This is a genomic window from Falsiroseomonas sp., from assembly GCF_051859025.1.
Lineage (GTDB): Bacteria > Pseudomonadota > Alphaproteobacteria > Acetobacterales > Acetobacteraceae > Falsiroseomonas.
This window is the reverse complement of sequence record NZ_JBHYGL010000001.1, coordinates 630082-646838: the sequence shown is the minus strand read 5'-3', so window position 1 is coordinate 646838 and position 16757 is coordinate 630082. Positions and strand designations below refer to the sequence as shown.

The 16757-nt window shown below is 69.6% G+C and carries 14 protein-coding genes; 12 read left to right on the top strand and 2 right to left on the bottom strand.

All coding sequences use genetic code 11. The annotated features are described in order from the left end of the window. Positions 1 to 33 precede the first annotated feature (33 nt). From ACTIE5_RS03205 to ACTIE5_RS03170, 8 genes are all read left to right on the top strand, one after another. On the top strand, positions 34 to 1737 hold the full coding sequence (locus ACTIE5_RS03205; protein WP_439548248.1) for an ABC transporter permease subunit: 1704 nt from the start codon (positions 34 to 36) through the stop codon (positions 1735 to 1737). A gap of 168 nt (positions 1738 to 1905) precedes the next feature. After that, the gene (locus ACTIE5_RS03200; RefSeq protein WP_439548247.1) at positions 1906 to 4026 is read left to right on the top strand and encodes a hydantoinase/oxoprolinase family protein; all 2121 of its coding nucleotides are present in this window, start codon (positions 1906 to 1908) and stop codon (positions 4024 to 4026) included. Further along, positions 4023 to 5582 carry a hydantoinase B/oxoprolinase family protein gene (locus ACTIE5_RS03195; protein WP_439548246.1) on the top strand — a complete coding sequence of 520 codons (1560 nt, stop codon included), beginning with the start codon at positions 4023 to 4025 and terminating at the stop codon, positions 5580 to 5582. Before ACTIE5_RS03200 ends, ACTIE5_RS03195 begins: the two co-directional genes overlap by 4 nt. Before the next feature lie 37 nt (positions 5583 to 5619). Continuing rightward, positions 5620 to 6585: a Bug family tripartite tricarboxylate transporter substrate binding protein gene (locus ACTIE5_RS03190; RefSeq protein ID WP_439548245.1), complete on the top strand. Its 966-nt coding sequence runs from the start codon at positions 5620 to 5622 to the stop codon at positions 6583 to 6585. Continuing rightward, positions 6582 to 7301, top strand: coding sequence for a class II aldolase/adducin family protein (locus tag ACTIE5_RS03185; RefSeq protein ID WP_439548244.1), 720 nt, complete (start codon positions 6582 to 6584; stop codon positions 7299 to 7301). The genes ACTIE5_RS03190 and ACTIE5_RS03185 overlap by 4 nt, the downstream gene beginning before the upstream one ends. After that, a complete protein-coding gene (locus tag ACTIE5_RS03180; RefSeq protein ID WP_439548243.1) occupies positions 7298 to 8254 on the top strand; it encodes a Bug family tripartite tricarboxylate transporter substrate binding protein in 957 nt (318 codons plus the stop codon). The genes ACTIE5_RS03185 and ACTIE5_RS03180 overlap by 4 nt, the downstream gene beginning before the upstream one ends. Further along, entirely contained in the window at positions 8254 to 8586 is a 333-nt protein-coding gene (locus ACTIE5_RS03175) for a cupin domain-containing protein (RefSeq protein ID WP_439548242.1), read from the top strand. Before ACTIE5_RS03180 ends, ACTIE5_RS03175 begins: the two co-directional genes overlap by 1 nt. Next, on the top strand, positions 8579 to 9631 hold the full coding sequence (locus tag ACTIE5_RS03170; RefSeq protein ID WP_439548241.1) for a dihydroorotate dehydrogenase: 1053 nt from the start codon (positions 8579 to 8581) through the stop codon (positions 9629 to 9631). Before ACTIE5_RS03175 ends, ACTIE5_RS03170 begins: the two co-directional genes overlap by 8 nt. Here the strand turns inward: ACTIE5_RS03170 and ACTIE5_RS03165 are convergent. Together ACTIE5_RS03165 and ACTIE5_RS03160 are read right to left on the bottom strand one after the other, a co-directional pair. After that, complete coding sequence (locus ACTIE5_RS03165) at positions 9595 to 10404, bottom strand: IclR family transcriptional regulator (protein ID WP_439548240.1); 810 nt, start codon at positions 10402 to 10404, stop codon at positions 9595 to 9597. The genes ACTIE5_RS03170 and ACTIE5_RS03165 overlap by 37 nt on opposite strands. A gap of 43 nt (positions 10405 to 10447) precedes the next feature. Then, positions 10448 to 11596 carry an aminotransferase class V-fold PLP-dependent enzyme gene (locus ACTIE5_RS03160; protein WP_439548239.1) on the bottom strand — a complete coding sequence of 383 codons (1149 nt, stop codon included), beginning with the start codon at positions 11594 to 11596 and terminating at the stop codon, positions 10448 to 10450. Positions 11597 to 11657: 61 nt separating this feature from the next. Between ACTIE5_RS03160 and kynA the strand changes: the two genes are divergently transcribed. The 4 genes from kynA (at position 11658) to ACTIE5_RS03140 (ending at position 16752) form a co-directional block, all read left to right on the top strand. Continuing rightward, positions 11658 to 12482 carry a tryptophan 2,3-dioxygenase gene (gene kynA / locus ACTIE5_RS03155; RefSeq protein WP_439548238.1) on the top strand — a complete coding sequence of 275 codons (825 nt, stop codon included), beginning with the start codon at positions 11658 to 11660 and terminating at the stop codon, positions 12480 to 12482. Positions 12483 to 12690: 208 nt separating this feature from the next. Beyond that, positions 12691 to 13572 (top strand): agmatinase, encoded by an 882-nt coding sequence (gene speB / locus ACTIE5_RS03150; protein ID WP_439548237.1) that lies wholly within the window; start codon positions 12691 to 12693, stop codon positions 13570 to 13572. Between the two features lie 499 nt (positions 13573 to 14071). Continuing rightward, a complete protein-coding gene (locus ACTIE5_RS03145) occupies positions 14072 to 15307 on the top strand; it encodes a type III PLP-dependent enzyme (protein WP_439548236.1) in 1236 nt (411 codons plus the stop codon). A 29-nt stretch (positions 15308 to 15336) separates the two neighbouring features. Beyond that, entirely contained in the window at positions 15337 to 16752 is a 1416-nt protein-coding gene (locus ACTIE5_RS03140; protein WP_439548235.1) for a homospermidine synthase, read from the top strand. The last annotated feature ends 5 nt before the right edge of the window (positions 16753 to 16757 follow it).

The window sequence follows — 16757 nt, the reverse complement described above, 5'->3', positions numbered from 1 at the left end:
CTGGACTGCTGACACGGGCACACGGGACGGCGCATGAATTCCTCTCCGCGGGCCGGCTGGCTCGCCCTGCCCTACGGGCTGTGGCTGCTGGCCGCCTTCGCCGCGCCGCTCGGTGCCGTGGCGCTGCTTTCCGTGCAGGAGAGCAGCGAGATGTTCGCGCCGCTCTCCCTTGCGCCATCGGGCGCGCAATACGCGGAACTGCTGGGGGACCGCTTCTATGTGCGGGTCTTCCTCAACACGATCTGGCTCGGGCTCGGCGTGGCAGCGGCCTCAGCCGTGCTGGCCTATCCGCTGGCGCTGTGGCTGACGCGCCTGCCGCCGCGCTGGAAGCCGCTGGGCTTCGCGGTGGTGCTGGTGCCGCTGCTGACCAATGTGGTGGTGCGATCCCTCGGCATCATCCTGCTGCTGGCGCCGAGGGGCATCGTGTCGGGCATCGGGCAGGCGCTGGGGCTGCCGCCGACGAACCTGCTCTTCGGCTGGTTCGCTGTCGGGCTTTCCCTGACGCAGGTCTTCCTGCCTTACATGGTCCTGGCTTTGTACGACGTGCTGGATGGCCAGGATAAGCGGCTGGAGGAAGCGGCGGCGGGGCTCGGCGCCGGGCCGGCGATGCGGTTCCTGCGGGTGATCCTGCCGCTGTCGCTCCCGGGGCTGCGCGCGGGCCTCACCGTGACCTTCCTGATGGCATCGACTGCCTATGTCTCCGCCACGCTGGTCGGCGGGCGGAAGGTGTGGGTTTCCGGCATGGTGGTGCTGAAGGAGGGGATGGAGATCCTGAACTACCCCCTCGCCGCCGCACTCGCGATGATGATGCTCGGCGCCTCGGTCGTCGTCACGATCCTGATCGGGCGGAGCATCGGGATGCTGACGCCCTGGGTGACGGGCCGCGCGCCGCGATTGAGGCTGTCCATGCCGCCGGGGGTTCGCCGGCCGCTGGTGATGGTGGCGGAGGCCGCGGCGCCCATCCTCTCCCGCTTCCTGCTGGTGCTGGCCATCGGCGTGCTGATCTTCCCGCTGCTGCTGGTGGCCGTGGCCTCCGTGAATGACACGCCGCAGGCGACGGTCGCGCAATTCGTCGGCTTCACCTGGAAGTGGTACGGGATGGTGCTGCAGAATGAGCGCTATCTCTCGGACGCCTGGGTCAGCGTGCAGCTAGCGCTGTCCTGCGTCGCCATCTCCCTCGCCATCGCCTTGCCCGCCTCCTTCGCCCTCGTGCGGGCGGGCTTCAAGGGGCGGGAGGTGCTGGGCGCCGCCCTGATGCTGCCGCTCGCGCTGCCGGGCATCGCCATCGGCCTTGGCATGTTGCGGCTGCTGCAATGGTTCACGGCGCTGCCGCCCTTCATGGGCGTGCTGGCGGTGCATGTGGTGCTGGTGGCACCCTTCATGCTGGCGCTGCTGCGCGCTTCCGTCGCGGGGCTCGACCGGACGCTGGAGGAAGCGGCAAGCGGCCTCGGCGCGCCGCCCGCGCGCGTCTTCCGCAAGGTGATCCTGCCGCAGCTTGGCCCGGGCATCGCAGTGGCCTGCGTCATCGGCTTCCTGCTGAGCTTCGGGGAGGTGACGGTGACGGCCTTCCTGACCACGGCGCGCCTCCAGACCCTGCCGGTGCGCATCTATGCAGAGAGCACCTTCAGCCTGGAGAACACGGTGAACGCCATCAGCACCATCTTCATCCTGATGACGGTGGCGATGCTGGTGCTGGTGAACCGCTTCATGCCGCTGGACCGCGTCTGGAAGCGGTAGCCCTTCCCCTTCGCGACCGTCCTGAAACCCCTCCGTCGCCCGGCGCCGGAGGGGTTTTTGGTTTGAGGTTGACGCCGGCCCGGGCATGACGGCATGCTTTCCACAAGAAGGACGCTGTCCTGCCATGCGAGACGATTATCCCGCAAAGCAGTCGGGGAAGGAAACCAGGTGCCAGACGATGTGACGGGCGCGCCGCGCGCCCTGGCGGCCACGACCGCCGCCACCGGCTATTCGCTGGCCGTCGATATCGGCGGCACCTTCACCGATGTGGTGCTGCGCCACGCCGATGGCCGCGCGACCACCGACAAGACCCTGACTACCCATCGCAACCTGCTGGAGGGGTTCTTCCGCGCGGTGGATTTGGCGCTGGACAAGGCGGGCATCGGCCCAGAGGCCGTGACGGAGGTGACGGTCCACGCCACCACCCTGGTGACCAATGCCGTGATCGAGCGCCGCGGGCCACCGACCGCCCTGCTGGCCACGAAGGGCTTTCGGGATATCCTGAGCATCCGCAACGAACATCGCTACGACATGTTCGACCCGCAGATCGAATTCCCCGATCCGCTGGTGCCGGACAGCCTGGTCTACACGCTGGATGAACGCATGCTGGCGACCGGCGCGGTGGAGAAGCCGGTCGATGCGGCGGAAGCCTCGGCGCTGGCGCATCGCATGGCCGCCGATGGCGTGAAGGCCGTGGGCATCTGCCTGCTCAACGCCTATCGCAACGGGGCCAATGAACGCGCGGCGCGGGCGGCGATCCTGGCGGCGGTGCCCTCCATGGAGGTCACCCTGTCCTCCGAGGTCTCGCCCCAGATCCGCGAGTATCCGCGCGCCTCCACCACGGTGATGAACGCCTACACCCAGCCCATCGTCGCGCCCTACCTGGCGGCATTGTCGGCGGAGTTGGTGCGGCGGGGCTTCCCGAACCGGCCGCTCATCATGCTGTCCAATGGCGGCGTGGTCGGCACCTCCATCGCCGGGGCCTTCCCGGTGCGGATGATCGAAAGCGGGCCCGCGGCCGGCGCGCTCGCGGCCAGCTACTTCGCCGATGTGCTTCACCTGCCGCGGCTGCTGTCCTTCGACATGGGCGGCACCACGGCCAAGGCCTGCATGATCGATGCCGGCAAGCCGCTGGTGGCCGGGGAGTTCGAGGTCGATCGCCGCTACCGCTTCAAGCCCGGCAGCGGCTTCCCCATCACCATCCCCGCCGTGGACATGATCGAGATCGGCGCCGGCGGTGGCTCCATCGCGCGCGTCGACAATCTCGGCCTGCTGAAGGTCGGGCCGCGCAGCGCTGGGTCGGAACCGGGGCCCGTCTGCTACGGCCGTGGGGGCACGGAGCCCACGGTGACGGATAGCGACGTGGTGCTGGGCCTGCTGGATGCGGACCGCTTCCTCGGCGGCGACATGAAGCTGGACAAGGCGGGTGCCGCAGCCGCGCTGGGGCGGCTTGGCGAACGCCTCGGCACCGATGCGGTCGCAACAGCGCGCGGGGTGTTCGAGGTAGTCTGCGAACAGATGGCCGGCGCGGCGCGCGCGCATGCGACCGATCGCGGCATCGATTGGCGCGGCCTGCCGATGCTGGCCTTCGGCGGCGCGGGCCCCGTCCATGCCTGCCGCGTGGCGGAACTGCTGGAATGCCGGCACCTGGTCTTCCCGCCGATGGCGAGCGTGCTCTCCGCCTTCGGCACGCTCGTCTCCCCGGTGCGGCTTGACCTGGTGCGATCCGCCTTGTCGCCGCTGGCCACGCTGGACTGGGAAGGCGTCCGCGCCCTGGTCGGCGGCATGGCGGATGAGGGTCGCGCGGCGCTGGCGGAAGCGGGCGTGGATGCGGCGGATGCGACGCTCGAGCTCGGCGTGGATTGCCGGTATCGCGGCCAACAGAACGAAGTCACCACCGAGGTGCCGCTCGCGGTGCTGGATGGCGCCGATGCCGCGGCGCTGCGCGAAGCCTTCGAGCAAGCCTACGAAGCCCTCTACGGCATCCGCCTGCCCGATGTCCCGATCGAGGTCGTGACCTGGCGCCTGGCCGCGCGCGGCCCCCTGCCCGTCGCCAGCCCCTCCCCCATGCCAGGCGGCACGCCGGCCAACCCGCGCACCCATCGCCAGGTCGCGGTGGAGCCCGGGGTGCCGATGGTGCCGGTCTATGACCGCGGAGCCATCGCCGTCGGCCAGAAGATCGAAGGCCCTGTCATCATCGAGGAACGGGAGACCACGCTGGTGGTGCTGCGCGGCTGGACGGCCAGCGTGCACCCCACCGGCGCCGTGGTCGCGGAGCGCGTGCAATGAGTACCTCCCTGGACGGCATCGCTCTCGAAATTCAGTGGTCCAACCTGATCGCCACCGTCACGGAGCAGGCGCGCGCGCTGCAGCGCATCGCTTTCAGCCCCATCGTGCGGGAGGCGGGGGACCTCGCCACCGCGCTGTTCGACCGGCGCGGGCGGATGGTGGCGCAGGCCGTCACCGGTACGCCCGGCCACATCAACAGCCTGGCCGCCGCCGGCCAGCACTTTGTCCGTGCCTTCCCGCCCGATGCGCTCTCCCCCGGCGATGTGCTGATCACCAATGATCCCTGGCTTTCCGCGGGGCATTTCTTCGACATCACGGTGATGACGCCTGTGTTTCGGGGCGGCTCCTGCATCGGCTTCTTCGGCAGCACCATCCACCACACCGATATCGGCGGCTACGGCGTCGGCGCTGGCGCGCGGGACGTGCATGAGGAAGGGCTCTGGATTCCGCTGGCGAAGCTCTATGAGAAGGGCGTCGCCAACGCCCTGCTCTTCGACATCATCCGCCGCAATGTCCGCACCCCCGACCATGTCGCGGGCGACCTGGCCGCGCAGGTGGCGGCGGGGCGCGTGGGGGCGGAGCGCCTGAACGCGCTGTGCGACCGCACCGGCTTCGATAACATCGAGGCGCTGTCGGACGCCATCATCGGACGATCGGAGGAGGCGACGCGGGAGAGCATCCGCAAGCTGACGCCCGGCACCTTCCATGGCGAGAGCATCTTCGATGTCCCCGGCGGGCTGAAGGTGACGCTGAAGGCGGCGGTGACGGTGGATACCGATGCCGGCGAACTCGTCATCGACTTCACGGGGTCTTCGCCGGAAGCGCCGATCGGCATCAACGTCGTGCTGAACTACACCGCGGCCTATGCGAATTTCGCCGTGCGCGCCTGCCTCGATCCCGATCTGCCCAACAATTTCGGCAGCCTCTTCCCGGTGAAGGTCCGCGCGCCGGAGGGTAGCATCGTGAACTGCCGCTACCCCGCGCCGGTGAATGCGCGGCACGTGGTCGGCATGTATGTTCCCTTCCCCGTGCTGAAGGCGCTGCACCAGGTGATGCCGGATCGCGTGCTGGCGGAGGGTTCGGGCGCCGTCTGGACCATCCAGATCCAGGGCCGGGATGATGAGGGCCAGCCCTTCACCTCCTCGATGTTCAACTACTCCGGCGGCACGGGCGCGCGGCGGGAGAAGCCCGGCCTTTCTGCCACCTGCTACCCTACGGGCGTCGCGGCGGTGCCGGTGGAGGTGCTGGAAGCGGCGATGCCCATTGTCTTTACGCGCAAGGAGCTTCGCCGCGGATCGGGTGGCGCGGGGCGTATGCCCGGCGGGGATGGCCAGATCATCGGCTACCGGATGCGGACCAACGATCCGTGGCTGCTGAACGTGGTCGCCAGCCGCACCGACCTCGGCCCGGAAGGGCTGGAAGGCGGTGGCGATGGGCTCCCCGGACGCTTCCTGGTGAACGGCAAGCCGGTGAACGAGGCGCGCAAGATGGCGATGGCGGCCACCGACGAAGTGCTGATGGAAACGCCCGGCGGCGGCGGCTACGGTAAGGCATAACGGTCCCGAAAAGGGGCCAGATGAGGAAACGACAGGAATGATCGCAAGGCGCGCGCTGCTCGGCAGCGCATCGGTGCTGGCCATGCCCGCGGTGGTGCGGGCGCAGGCGCTGTTCACACGGCCCGTCCGCTTCGTCCTCGGCTTCGCGGCCGGCGGCGCGGGGGACATCACCGTGCGGATGCTGGTGCCGCACATGCAGGCGGAAATCGGCCAGCCCATCGTGGTGGACAACCGGCCTGGCGCCGGCGGGATCATCAGCGCGGAAGCCGTCGCGCGCGCCGCGCCGGATGGCCACACCATGTACCTGCTGACCACCAGCAACATGGCCGCCCCCGCCTTCTACCGCACCATGCCCTTCGACGTGACGCGCGACTTCGCGCCGGTCGGCCGCATGGTCTGGTACGACCACGTCATCGCCGTGAATCCGCAGCTGCCCGTCAACACGCTGGCGGAGCTGATTGCCTACGCGAAGGCGCGGCCCAATGCGCTGAACATCGGCTCCATCGCCGTCGGCAACGCGCAGCACCTGGGGGTGGAACTGTTCCGCGCCATGGCCGGCGCGCCGATGACCACCGTGACCTACCGGTCCTCGCCGGAACTCATCACCGCGCTGTCGACCGGAGAGATCCAGGTGGCCGGCGAATTGCTGGCGCCGACGCTCCCGCAGGTGCAGGCGGGGCGCGTGAAGCTCCTGGCGGTGACGGCGCCGACGCGCTTCCCCACGCTGCCGAACGTGCTCACCAGCGCAGAGTCCGGGCTGCCCGACTACATCGTCCGTTCCTGGAACGCGATCGTCTTCCCCGCCAACACGCCCCGCCCACAGATCGAGGCGATGAACCGCGCCATCCGCCGCGCCCTCGCCGTGCCGGAGATCCGCGCGCGCCTCATCGAACTCGGTGGCCTGCCGGAAGCGAGCAGCCCGGAGGAACTGGGCGCAATGATCCCGAACGAGGTCGCCGCCTGGGGCCGCATGGCGCAGCTCGCGGGGGTAGAGAAGCAGTGAGTGAGGCGGAGGCGCTGCTCAAGCAGGATTTGCTGCATGCCTACCACATCCTGGATGCCGATGGTCAGGCCAGCGGCATCGCCGGGCACCTGACGGCCAGGCTTCCGGGTGCGGATCGCTTCTGGTCGCACCAATGGGGCGTGGGCTTCGACGAGGTGCGGGCGGAGGGCCTGATCGAGGCCGACTTCGACCTGAAGACCACGGGCGGCAGCGGCCGCGTGAACCCGACTCTCCATATCCACACGCGCATCTATCGAGCGCGGCCGGATGTGACGTGCATCATCCACACTCATGGCAAGTCGGGCGTCGCGCTGGGCTGCGCCGGGATGACGCTGGAGACCATCACCCAGACCGGCGCCGTCTTCCATGATGACATCGCGCTGTTCGATGAGTTCCACGGCATCGTGCTCGATACCAATGAAGGCGATGCCATCGCCGCGGCGCTCGGCCCGAAGCGTGGCCTGCTGCTGAAGAACCATGGCGCGCTGGTGGTAGGCAACTCCGTGGCGGAGGCCTGCATCGGCATGACGGTGCTGGAATGGGCGGCCGATGTGCAGTTGCGCGCTGCTGCTGCGGGGCCGCTGCAGAAGCTGGACGATGCCGCCGCGGCGCAGTCGAAGAAATTCCTGCTGGATGCCGCGAATCTTGGGCTCCGCTGGGATTTCCTGAAGAGAAAAATCGCCCGAAGCCGGCCATTCCTGGGAGAGACGCCATGAAGCGCCTTCTGCTTGCGGCCCTGCTGGCCTGCACCGCGCTGCCCGCCATGGCGCAGCAATTCCCCAACCGACCCATCCGCTGGATCGTCGGCTTCGCCCCCGGCGGCGTCGGCGACACCACCGCGCGCATCGTCGGCCAGAAGCTCAGCGAGACGCTGGGCCAGCCCGTGGTGATCGAGAACCGCCCCTCCGCCGGCGGGATCGTGGCGAGCGAGACGGTGGCGCGCGCGGCCCCCGATGGCCATACGCTGCTGCTGGTGACGGCGACGGCCGCGACGGCGCCGCATCTGTTCCGGCAACTGCCCTACCACCCCATCGACGACTTCGCCTTCGTCACCCAGATCGCGAGCTTCCCGCACGCCATCGTCGTCGCCGCCAACTCCCCCTACCGCAACATCCAGGACCTGATTGCCGGTGCGCGGGCCAATCCCGGGCGGATCAATCTCGGCTCCGTCAGCGTCGGCACCGCGCTGCATCTTTCGCTGGAGCTGCTGCGGTCGATGGGCAGCATCCCGGCGGAGATCGTCACCTATCGCTCCACCGGCGAATTGCTCAACGCCACCGTCTCCGGCGATGTGCAGGCGGCGATGGAGGTCGCGGCGACGACGCTCGGCCAGATCAGCGGCGGGCGGATGCGGGCGCTGGCAGTGACATCGCCGCGGCGCATGTCGATCCTGCCTGACGTGCCGACTGTCGCGGAATCCGGGCTGCCGGACTACAACGTCATCACCTGGAACGGCATGGCCGCGCCGCGCGGCACGCCGCGCCCGATCATCGACCGTCTGAATGCCGAGGTCGCGCGCGCGATGGCGATGCCCGATGTGCGCGACCGCCTGCTGCCGATCGGCGTGGAGCCCTCGCCAGGCACGCCGGAGGCGCTGCATGCGCTGCTCACCGCCGAAACCGCCCTCTGGGGCCGAGTCATCGAAGCCGCACGGATCGAGAAGCAGTGATGAACATCCCGAAGATCGACTGGAACAGCATCCCCTGGACCACGGTCCGCCCCGGCGTGGAGCGCAAGGGCTTCACGGGCGCGGGCGCGACCGTCGCGCTGCATCGCCTGCATCCCGGGCATGAACCGAAGCCGCACAACCACCCGAACGAACAGATCGTCTACATCATGGCCGGCACCATCGATTTTCATATCGAGGGCGAGGTCCATCGCCTCGGCCCGGGGGGCCTGCTGGTGGTGCCGCCGAACGCCATGCATCATGGCGTCGTCGTGGGGGATGAGATGGTGCTGAACCTCGATGTCTTCACGCCGGCCAGGCCGGAATATGCCTGACCTTTCCATCCGCGTCGGCGGCGTCACGCTCAACAACCCCGTCATCATCGGCTCCGGCGACCACACGATGACGGAGGGCGCGCTGGTGGCGGCGCGCGCCACCGGGGCGGGCGCCGTCGTCGCCAAGTCGATCAATGAGAGCGAGGCCGCGAAGCGACAGCTGGATGGCAGCGACCATGTGCTGCTGGACAGCCGCTGGAACCCCATCCCCTGGGATTTCGCCCCGCCGCCGGATGCCATGCTGCTCGGCCGGTCCGGCCTGCACCAGGCGCCCAGCGAGGACTGGATCGACATCGTCGCCGCGCAGGACAGGGAAGCCGCGAAGACGGGACAATACGTCATCGGGTCCATCATCCTCGCCAACCTCGACACGGCCTGCGACCTGGCGCGCCGCTACCAGGCCGCGGGCATCCGCGTGCTGGAACTGAACATCGGCGCGCCGCATGGCGATGAGGCGGTGCCCGGCGCCATCATCCAGGAACGCGCGGCGAAGCGGGTGCGGGAGATCACGGCCAGACTCCGCGCCGCGATCTCCATCCCGCTCTGGATCAAGCTGACGGGACAGAGCGAGGATGTCGGCGCCCTCGCCTTGGCCGCGAAGGAAGGCGGCGCGGATGCGACCATCGTCATGGGTCGCTTCATGGCCCTGGTGCCCGATATCGAGACGCGCTCGCCGATGCTCGGCACCGCGGGCGCCATCGGTGGCCCGTGGTCGCTCGCGCTGACCTGCCGCTGGCTGGCGGAGGCGCGGAAGAAGGTGGGCGCGGATTACTCGCTGCTGGGCACCAATGGCGCGCGGGACGGGCTGGACGTGGTGCGCTTCCTGCTGGCCGGCGCCCGCGCAGTGGAGATGACCAGCGCCATTATGGCCGGCGGCTTCGGTGTCGCGCGCCGGGCGGTGGCGGAAATCGACGCCTATCTGGTGCGCACCGGCGGCAGCGTCGAGGACCTCATCGGCCTCGCCGCCGAACGGCGCGTCGCCTATGGCGTGCAGGCCGACCGGCCGGGCTACTGGCGGGACTTCGTTCCACCCGAAGCCAGGTAGCGGTTCGAACCGAGGCGGGCGCTGACGGCGCCCGCGGCTTCGTGCAGCGCCTGCAGCATCGCGGGCGGCGCCGGGTCCTGCACGAACTGCACGGATCCGACGATGCCGAGCGATCCGACCAGCACCTCCCCGGCCGCGAACAAGGGGGCGGCGAGGACGTTGATGCCGGTCAGCGCCTCCCCCGGCGCGGTTTCCCAAAGCCGGTCGCGGACCAGGGCCATGCGGTCGCGCAGAATGGCGGGGTCCGTGATGCTGTCGGGTGTCAGGCGCTCCAGCGGGCTGGCCAGGATGCGGGCGCGCAGATCCTCCGGCCCGAAGGCCAGCATGATGCGCCCCTGCGCTGAGCAATGCGCGGCGGGTCGGTTGCCGGGCTGGACGGTGATGGAGACCTTGTTCGGCGCCTCCAGCGAGTGGACCACCAGCGGGTCACCGCCCGTCGGCACGGCCAGCAGCACGGATTGCCCCACGGCATCGCGCAGGCGGTGCATGGCGGGTTCGGCCACGCGCTTCAGGTCGAACTGCTCCCCCGCCGCCTGGCCGATCTGGTACATGCGCCAGGTCAGATGGTAGCGCTCGGTCGTCTCCTCCTGCGCCACCAGCCCGGCCTGGCGGAGGGTGACGAGGTGGCGGTGGACGCGGCCCTTGGGTTCGGCGAGGTCCCGCGCCAGGTCGGAGACGCGCATCGGCCCGCCGGCCAGGGCCATGGCTTCGAGCACCCGCACCGCCATCAGGACGGAACGGACGGCGGCTGTACCCTCGGTGTCATCGCTCATGCCCCGCCATCATGGGGAGCGGCACCGGCAGCGCCAACCCCCCTCAGGGCAGGCGTCGGAGGCGGTCCAGCAGCGCGTCCACATCCTCCGCGGCGTGATACAGGCCGAAGCCGAAGCGCAGCCGCCGCCCGCGGCGGTCCGTGATGATCTCGGCGGCGGCCAGGCGCGCCTGCCACGCCTCTGCGTCATCCAGGTCGAAGGCGAGGAAATTGCCGCGCCGTCGTTCCGTGACGGGCACGGCAAGGCGGGCGGGATCGAGGCCCGTGCCGGCCAGACCCTCGACGAAGCGGGCCTGGAGCGCATGGGCATGGGCGCTGATGGCGGCGGTGTCGATCCCCTGCCCGTCCAGCCATTCCATCGCGGCGTTGAGGCGGTAGAGGCCGGAGGGGTCGAAGGTCGCCCCCATCATCCGCCAGCCATCGCTGGCATAGGGCACGCTGCCATCGCTGGCCGCCAGCGCGCCGAAGGCGGCGTACCATCCCGTGGCGCGCGGGCGGGGCAGCCAGCCCGGCGGGCAGTGCATGAAGCAGGCGCCCTCCCCGGCCATGGCGTATTTGTAGCCGCCGGCAAGGTAGAAGGCGCGGCCGGCCACCGCGGAGATATCGACCGGGCGCGCCATGAAGCCGTGATAGCCATCGATCACCAGCACGGCGTCCCCGGCGGCCTCCGCCAACTCCCGAAAATCCTCCTGCGCATAGCCGGAGTGGAAGAAGACCTCGCTGGTCCAGACCAGGTCGAAGCCGGCCCGCGCCGCTTCAGCCAGGCGGGGCAGGCAGTCCGGGCCGGGGTCGGAGGCGATGCGGGTGACGTGAACGAGACCCTCCTCCTCCAGCCGCGCCAACTGCCGGGACAGGGAGTGGAATTCGCCATCGGTGGTCAGGATGCGGGCGGGGCGGTGGGTGGGCAGGCCCGACAGGATGCGGATGACGAATTCATGCGTGTTGGGCGCGAAGACGATGGTGGCGGGATCGGGTGCGCCGATGTGCCGGGCGACATGGCGCTGCGCGTCCTGCCAGGCCTGGCCCAGCACGACGCTCCATTTGTCGTCCTGGTGGTCCGCCGCGACGTCCCAGGCCGCCAGCTGCGCCGCGCGGGTGGCGTCCGGCCAGGGGTGGTGGCTATGCGCTGCCACATGCAGCCGGCCGGGGCGGGCGCCGAGGAAGCGGGTGAAATGTGGGCGCAGGTCCAGCATATTCGGTTCCCTTCCGGCGATAGTTTAAGCTTAAACTATCCGCCTGCAAGGAGACACCGTCATGGTCGAAGGCGTCGAGACCGATTTCGCGAAGCGGATGAGTTATGGCGACTACCTCCGCCTCGACCAGCTGCTGACGGCGCAGGCGCCGCTCTCGGGCCAGCATGACGAGCTGCTGTTCATCACCATCCACCAGGTGCAGGAGCTATGGATGAAGCTGCTGAACCATGAGATGGATCTGGCGATCCAGAACATGCGGCGCGACGAATTGCGCCCCTGCTTCAAGGCGCTGGCGCGGGTGTCCCGCATCCAGAGCCAGTTGATCGGCGCCTGGGACGTGCTGTCCACCATGACGCCGCATGACTATTTGGCCTTCCGCGCCAGCCTCGGCAGTTCCTCCGGCTTCCAGTCCTGGCAGTACCGGATGATCGAGTTCCGCATGGGCGCCAAGGACGAGTTCATGCTGCGCCCGCATCGCCACCGGCCCGACATCATCGGCCCGTTGGAGGCGGCGTTCCGCGGCCCCTCCATCTATGACGAGGCCCTGCGCCTGCTGGCGCGGCGCGGGCTGCCGGTGCCGGCTTCGGTGCTGGAGCGCGACCTGACGAAGCGGCATGAGGTGGATGAGGGCGTCACCGCCGCCTGGGCCGTGGTCTATGAGAACCCCGAGGCGCATTTCGACCTGTATGAGCTGGCCGAGGAACTCGTGGACCTCGAGGACGCGTTCCAGACCTGGCGCTTCCGCCACATGAAGACGGTGGAGCGCATCATCGGCCACCGCATGGGCACGGGCGGCTCGGCGGGGGTCTCCTACCTCAAGGGCGTGCTCGACAAGGGGTTCTTCCCGGAGCTGTGGTCGGTGCGGACGCGGCTGAAGGCGCGGTGACCTCAATTTTTTAGGGCATTTAGCCTCTTTAGCACTTTTAGCACCGTTTTCGCGGGCCGCGCCGCCACCGCAGGGGCGCGGTTCGGCCCTTGATGACAAGAACATAAGCGGAACTTACGCCCGTTGCCAGCGATTTCGGCGTGGGTGGCGGGATGGCGCCCCGGGCTGGTATCGGGGCAGGGCCCGCGCAACAGCAGGAATTCGCCGCATGGCCGGAACGCCGACCTTCGCCACCCCGCCGGGTTTCCTGGGCGTTCAGCGCCGGGACCATGCCGGCGGCATCGCCGTGGCGGGAATCCCGCTGGATATCGGCACCACCAACCGCGCCGGGGCCCGGGATGCCCCGCGGGCGATCCGGGCGGCGTCCCGGATGCTGGTGGATGGCGCGCATCCCGGGTCCTGGGTGGACCCCGCGACGCTGCCGATCGCCGATATCGGGGATTTCGCCATTGCGCTCGGGGATATCCCGGCCAGCCTGGCGCTGATCGAGCAGCAGGCCAGCGCGATCGACCACCTGGTGGCGCTGGGCGGGGAACATGGCATCACGCTGCCCCTGCTGCGCGCGCTGCGGAAGCGGGTGGGCAGCCCGCTGGCGCTGGTGCATTGCGACGCGCATGTGGACACCTGGCCGGACAATTTCGGCCAGGCATACGCCCATGGATCGGTGTTCTGGCACGCGATCCGGGAAGGGCTGATCGACCCCGCCCGGACCATCCAGATCGGCATCCGCAGCCCCGTGCAGCGGGAGGTCTGGGATTGGACGCTGGCTCAGGGCGTCACCATCCTCACCGCCCAGGAGTTTTTCGAGATCGGCCCGGCGGCGGCGGCCGCGCGGGTGCGGGAGGTGGTGGGCACCGCCCCCGCCTACCTGTCCTTCGACATCGATGTGCTGGACCCCGCCTTCGCCCCCGGCACGGGCACGCCGGAGATCGGAGGCCTGGCGAGCTGGCAGGCGCAGGCGCTGCTGCGGCGGCTGGGCGGCGTGGATTTCCGCGGGATGGATGTGGTGGAGGTGCTGCCCGCCCATGATGTGGCGGAGATCACCGCGCTGGCGGCGGCGACGGTGGCCTGGGAGTATCTTTGCCGCTGAAAACCTTCCGGCCCTTCCAACGGAATGCAGGATGTCCCGCGCGAGATTCTGAACAGACGCCAGAAAATCCTCTTGCATGTCGACGGGGGCGCCGCTATTTATCCGGCCACTGACCGACGCCATCGCACGTGCCGCGAGCCCCCTTCCCTGTCGGAAGCCTGGGCACAGCAACGACGGGACGCGTCCTTTGTTCGACCCGGGCTCGCGCCCGGGTAGGTTCGAGGGAACCGCCTGAGTCGCCTGATCGCCGCATGCATGGCCTTTCGCCATCGACATTGCGCCTGAGCCGCACCGCGGCGCGACCGACTGCCTGAGGGCAGGACGGCGCGCCGGCGACGGCTCCTCCGCCGCGTTTCGTCCACGCTTTCAGGCGTGGCGTGCCGGGGCGGAGCCTTGGGCCGGCTGGCGTTTCCCTCCTTCCCGCCGCCGCACCGCCCCGCCTCGGGTTGCGGGTGCGGCGGCGGGCTTCTTCACCCGGCACCACAGGAGGGCCACCGCCATGACCGAGTTCCGCTTCCGCGGCGCCGTCGCGCCGCTCCGCCGCCAGTATCCTGCTGCGGGTGCCTCCGCGGCCCCTGCCCTGCCGCGCACCGTCGATGGCGTGGTCGCGGCCCTGCGGCCGGAGGAGCCGCTGCACTGCCTGCGCCCGGCGCAGGTGGCGGCGACGGCGGGCGCCTTCCTGGCGGGTTTCCCGGGCACGACCATGTACGCCGTGAAGTGCAACCCGGAACCCGGGATGCTGCGCGCGCTGTGGGCGGGCGGGATGCGCCACTTCGACTGCGCCTCGGCCGCGGAGGTGCGGCTGGTGCGCAGCATGTTCCCCGATGCCGTCATCCACTTCATGCACCCCGTGAAGGCGCGCTCCGCCATCCGCGAAGCCTATGCCCAGCATGGCGTGCGCGACTTCGTCGTGGACAGCGAGGCGGAGTTGGCGAAGGTGATGGCCGAGACGGGCGGCGCCCGTGACCTCGGCATCATCATCCGGCTCGCCCTGCCGAAGGGTCAGGCGATGATGGACCTGTCGGGCAAATTCGGGGCGGAGCCGGCGGCGGCGGTGGCGCTGCTGCGGGCGGCGCGGAAGCTGGCGGTGAAGCTCGGCCTGTCCTTCCATGTGGGCTCGCAATGCCTGGAGCCGGCGGCCTATGCGCGGGCCGTCGCCCTGGCGGCGGCGGTGATCCGGGAGGCCGGCGTGGCGGTGGAGGTGCTGGATGTGGGCGGCGGCTTCCCCGTCGCCTATCCGGACATCATCCCGCCGCCGCTGTCGGCCTTCATGGCGGCAATCCGCGACGCCTTCGCGGAAGCCGCCCTGCCGGGGGTGGAACTGTGGGCGGAGCCGGGGCGCGCGCTGGTGGCGGGCGGTGCCTCCGTGGTCCTGCAGGTCCAGGCGCGACGGGGGGGCGAGTTGTTCGTCAATGACGGCGTCTATGGCGCGCTGTCCGATGCGGGCGGGCCGGGCTTCCGCTTCCCGGTGCGCCTGCTGCGTGCCAGCGAGGCCGAGACCGTGCCCTTCGCCTTCCAGGGCCCCACCTGCGACAGCGCCGACCGGATGGCAGGGCCCTTCCTGCTGCCGGCGGATGTGGCGGAGGGGGATTGGATCGAGGTCGGGCAACTCGGCGCCTATGGCGGCTGCCTGCGCACCGCCTTCAACGGCTTCGACCGTGCCGGCATGGTCGATGTCATCGATGCACCCTTGCTTGAAACGCCGGGTTACTTCATGGCGGCTCAAGCCGCCTGAGCCGGCCCGCCCGAAGGAGCGACTGAACGATGAAGCATGTGGATTTCGCCGGCCGGCTGGTGATGCTGGGCTTCGGGTCGATCGGCCAGGGCGTCCTGCCGCTGATCCTCCGTCATATCGGCATCACCGCCGACCGAATCACCATCGTGACCGCGGAGGAACGCGGGCAGGAGGTGGCGGCGGAATACGGCGTGCGCTTCATCATCGAGGCAGCGACGCGGGAGAACTACCGCGACCTGCTGTCGCCGCTGCTGACGAAGGGCGACTTCCTGCTGAACCTCAGCGTGGATGTCGCCTCCGTCGCGCTGATGAAACTGTGCCAGGAGCTGGATTGTCTATACCTGGACACGGTGGTGGAGCCCTGGGCCGGCGGCTACACGGATACCAGCCTGACGCCCTCCCAGCGCTCCAACTACTCGATGCGGGAGGAAGCGGTGGCGCTGCGCGCGGCGTTCCAGGGCGGGCCGACCTCCGTCACCGCCCATGGCGCGAATCCGGGACTGGTCAGCCATTTCGTGAAGCAGGCGCTGCTGGATGTCGCGCGCGACACGGGGCGCACGGTCACCGTGCCGGCGCCGGCGGACCGCACGGGCTGGGCGACGCTGGCGCGCGACCTCGGCGTGAAGGTGATCCACATCGCGGAGCGCGACACGCAGGTGTCGCTCACGCCGAAGCGGCCCGGCGAATTCGTGAACACCTGGTCGGTGGACGGCTTCGTGGGCGAAGGCAGCCAGCCCGCGGAACTCGGCTGGGGCAGCCATGAGAAGGCGCTGCCGCCGGATGGCCACCGCCACGGCTTCGGCTGCGATGCCGCGATCTACCTGATGCGGCCTGGCGCTTCGACGCGGGTTCGGTCCTGGACGCCGCTGGAGGGGCCGATGCATGGCTTCCTCATCACGCATAACGAAAGCATCTCGATCGCGGACTACTACACGCTGCGGGACCAGGCGGGGGCCGTGACCTACCGGCCGACGGCGCATTACGCCTACCACCCCTGCGACGACGCGGTGCTGTCCATCCACGAACTCGCCGGCAAGAACTGGGAGATGCAGCCGGAGAAGCGGCTGATGACGGATGAGATCGTGCACGGGATGGATGAACTCGGCGTGCTGCTGATGGGCCATGCCAAGGGCGCTTATTGGTACGGGTCCCGCCTGACGATCGAGGAAGCGCGGCGCGTCGTGCCGCACAACAACGCGACCTCGTTGCAGGTGACGGCGGCGGTGCTGGCCGGCGTGATCTACGCCATGGAGAATCCGCGCCTCGGCGTGGTCGAATCCGATGAGATCGACCATGAGCGCGCGCTGGCGATCTGCGCGCCCTACCTGGGCGACGTGGTCGGCGCCTATTCCGACTGGACGCCGCTGCTGGATCGCGGGCGGCTGTTCCCGGAGGATGTGGACACCAGCGACCCCTGGCAATTCAAGAACTTCCGGGTCGTCTGACCCGC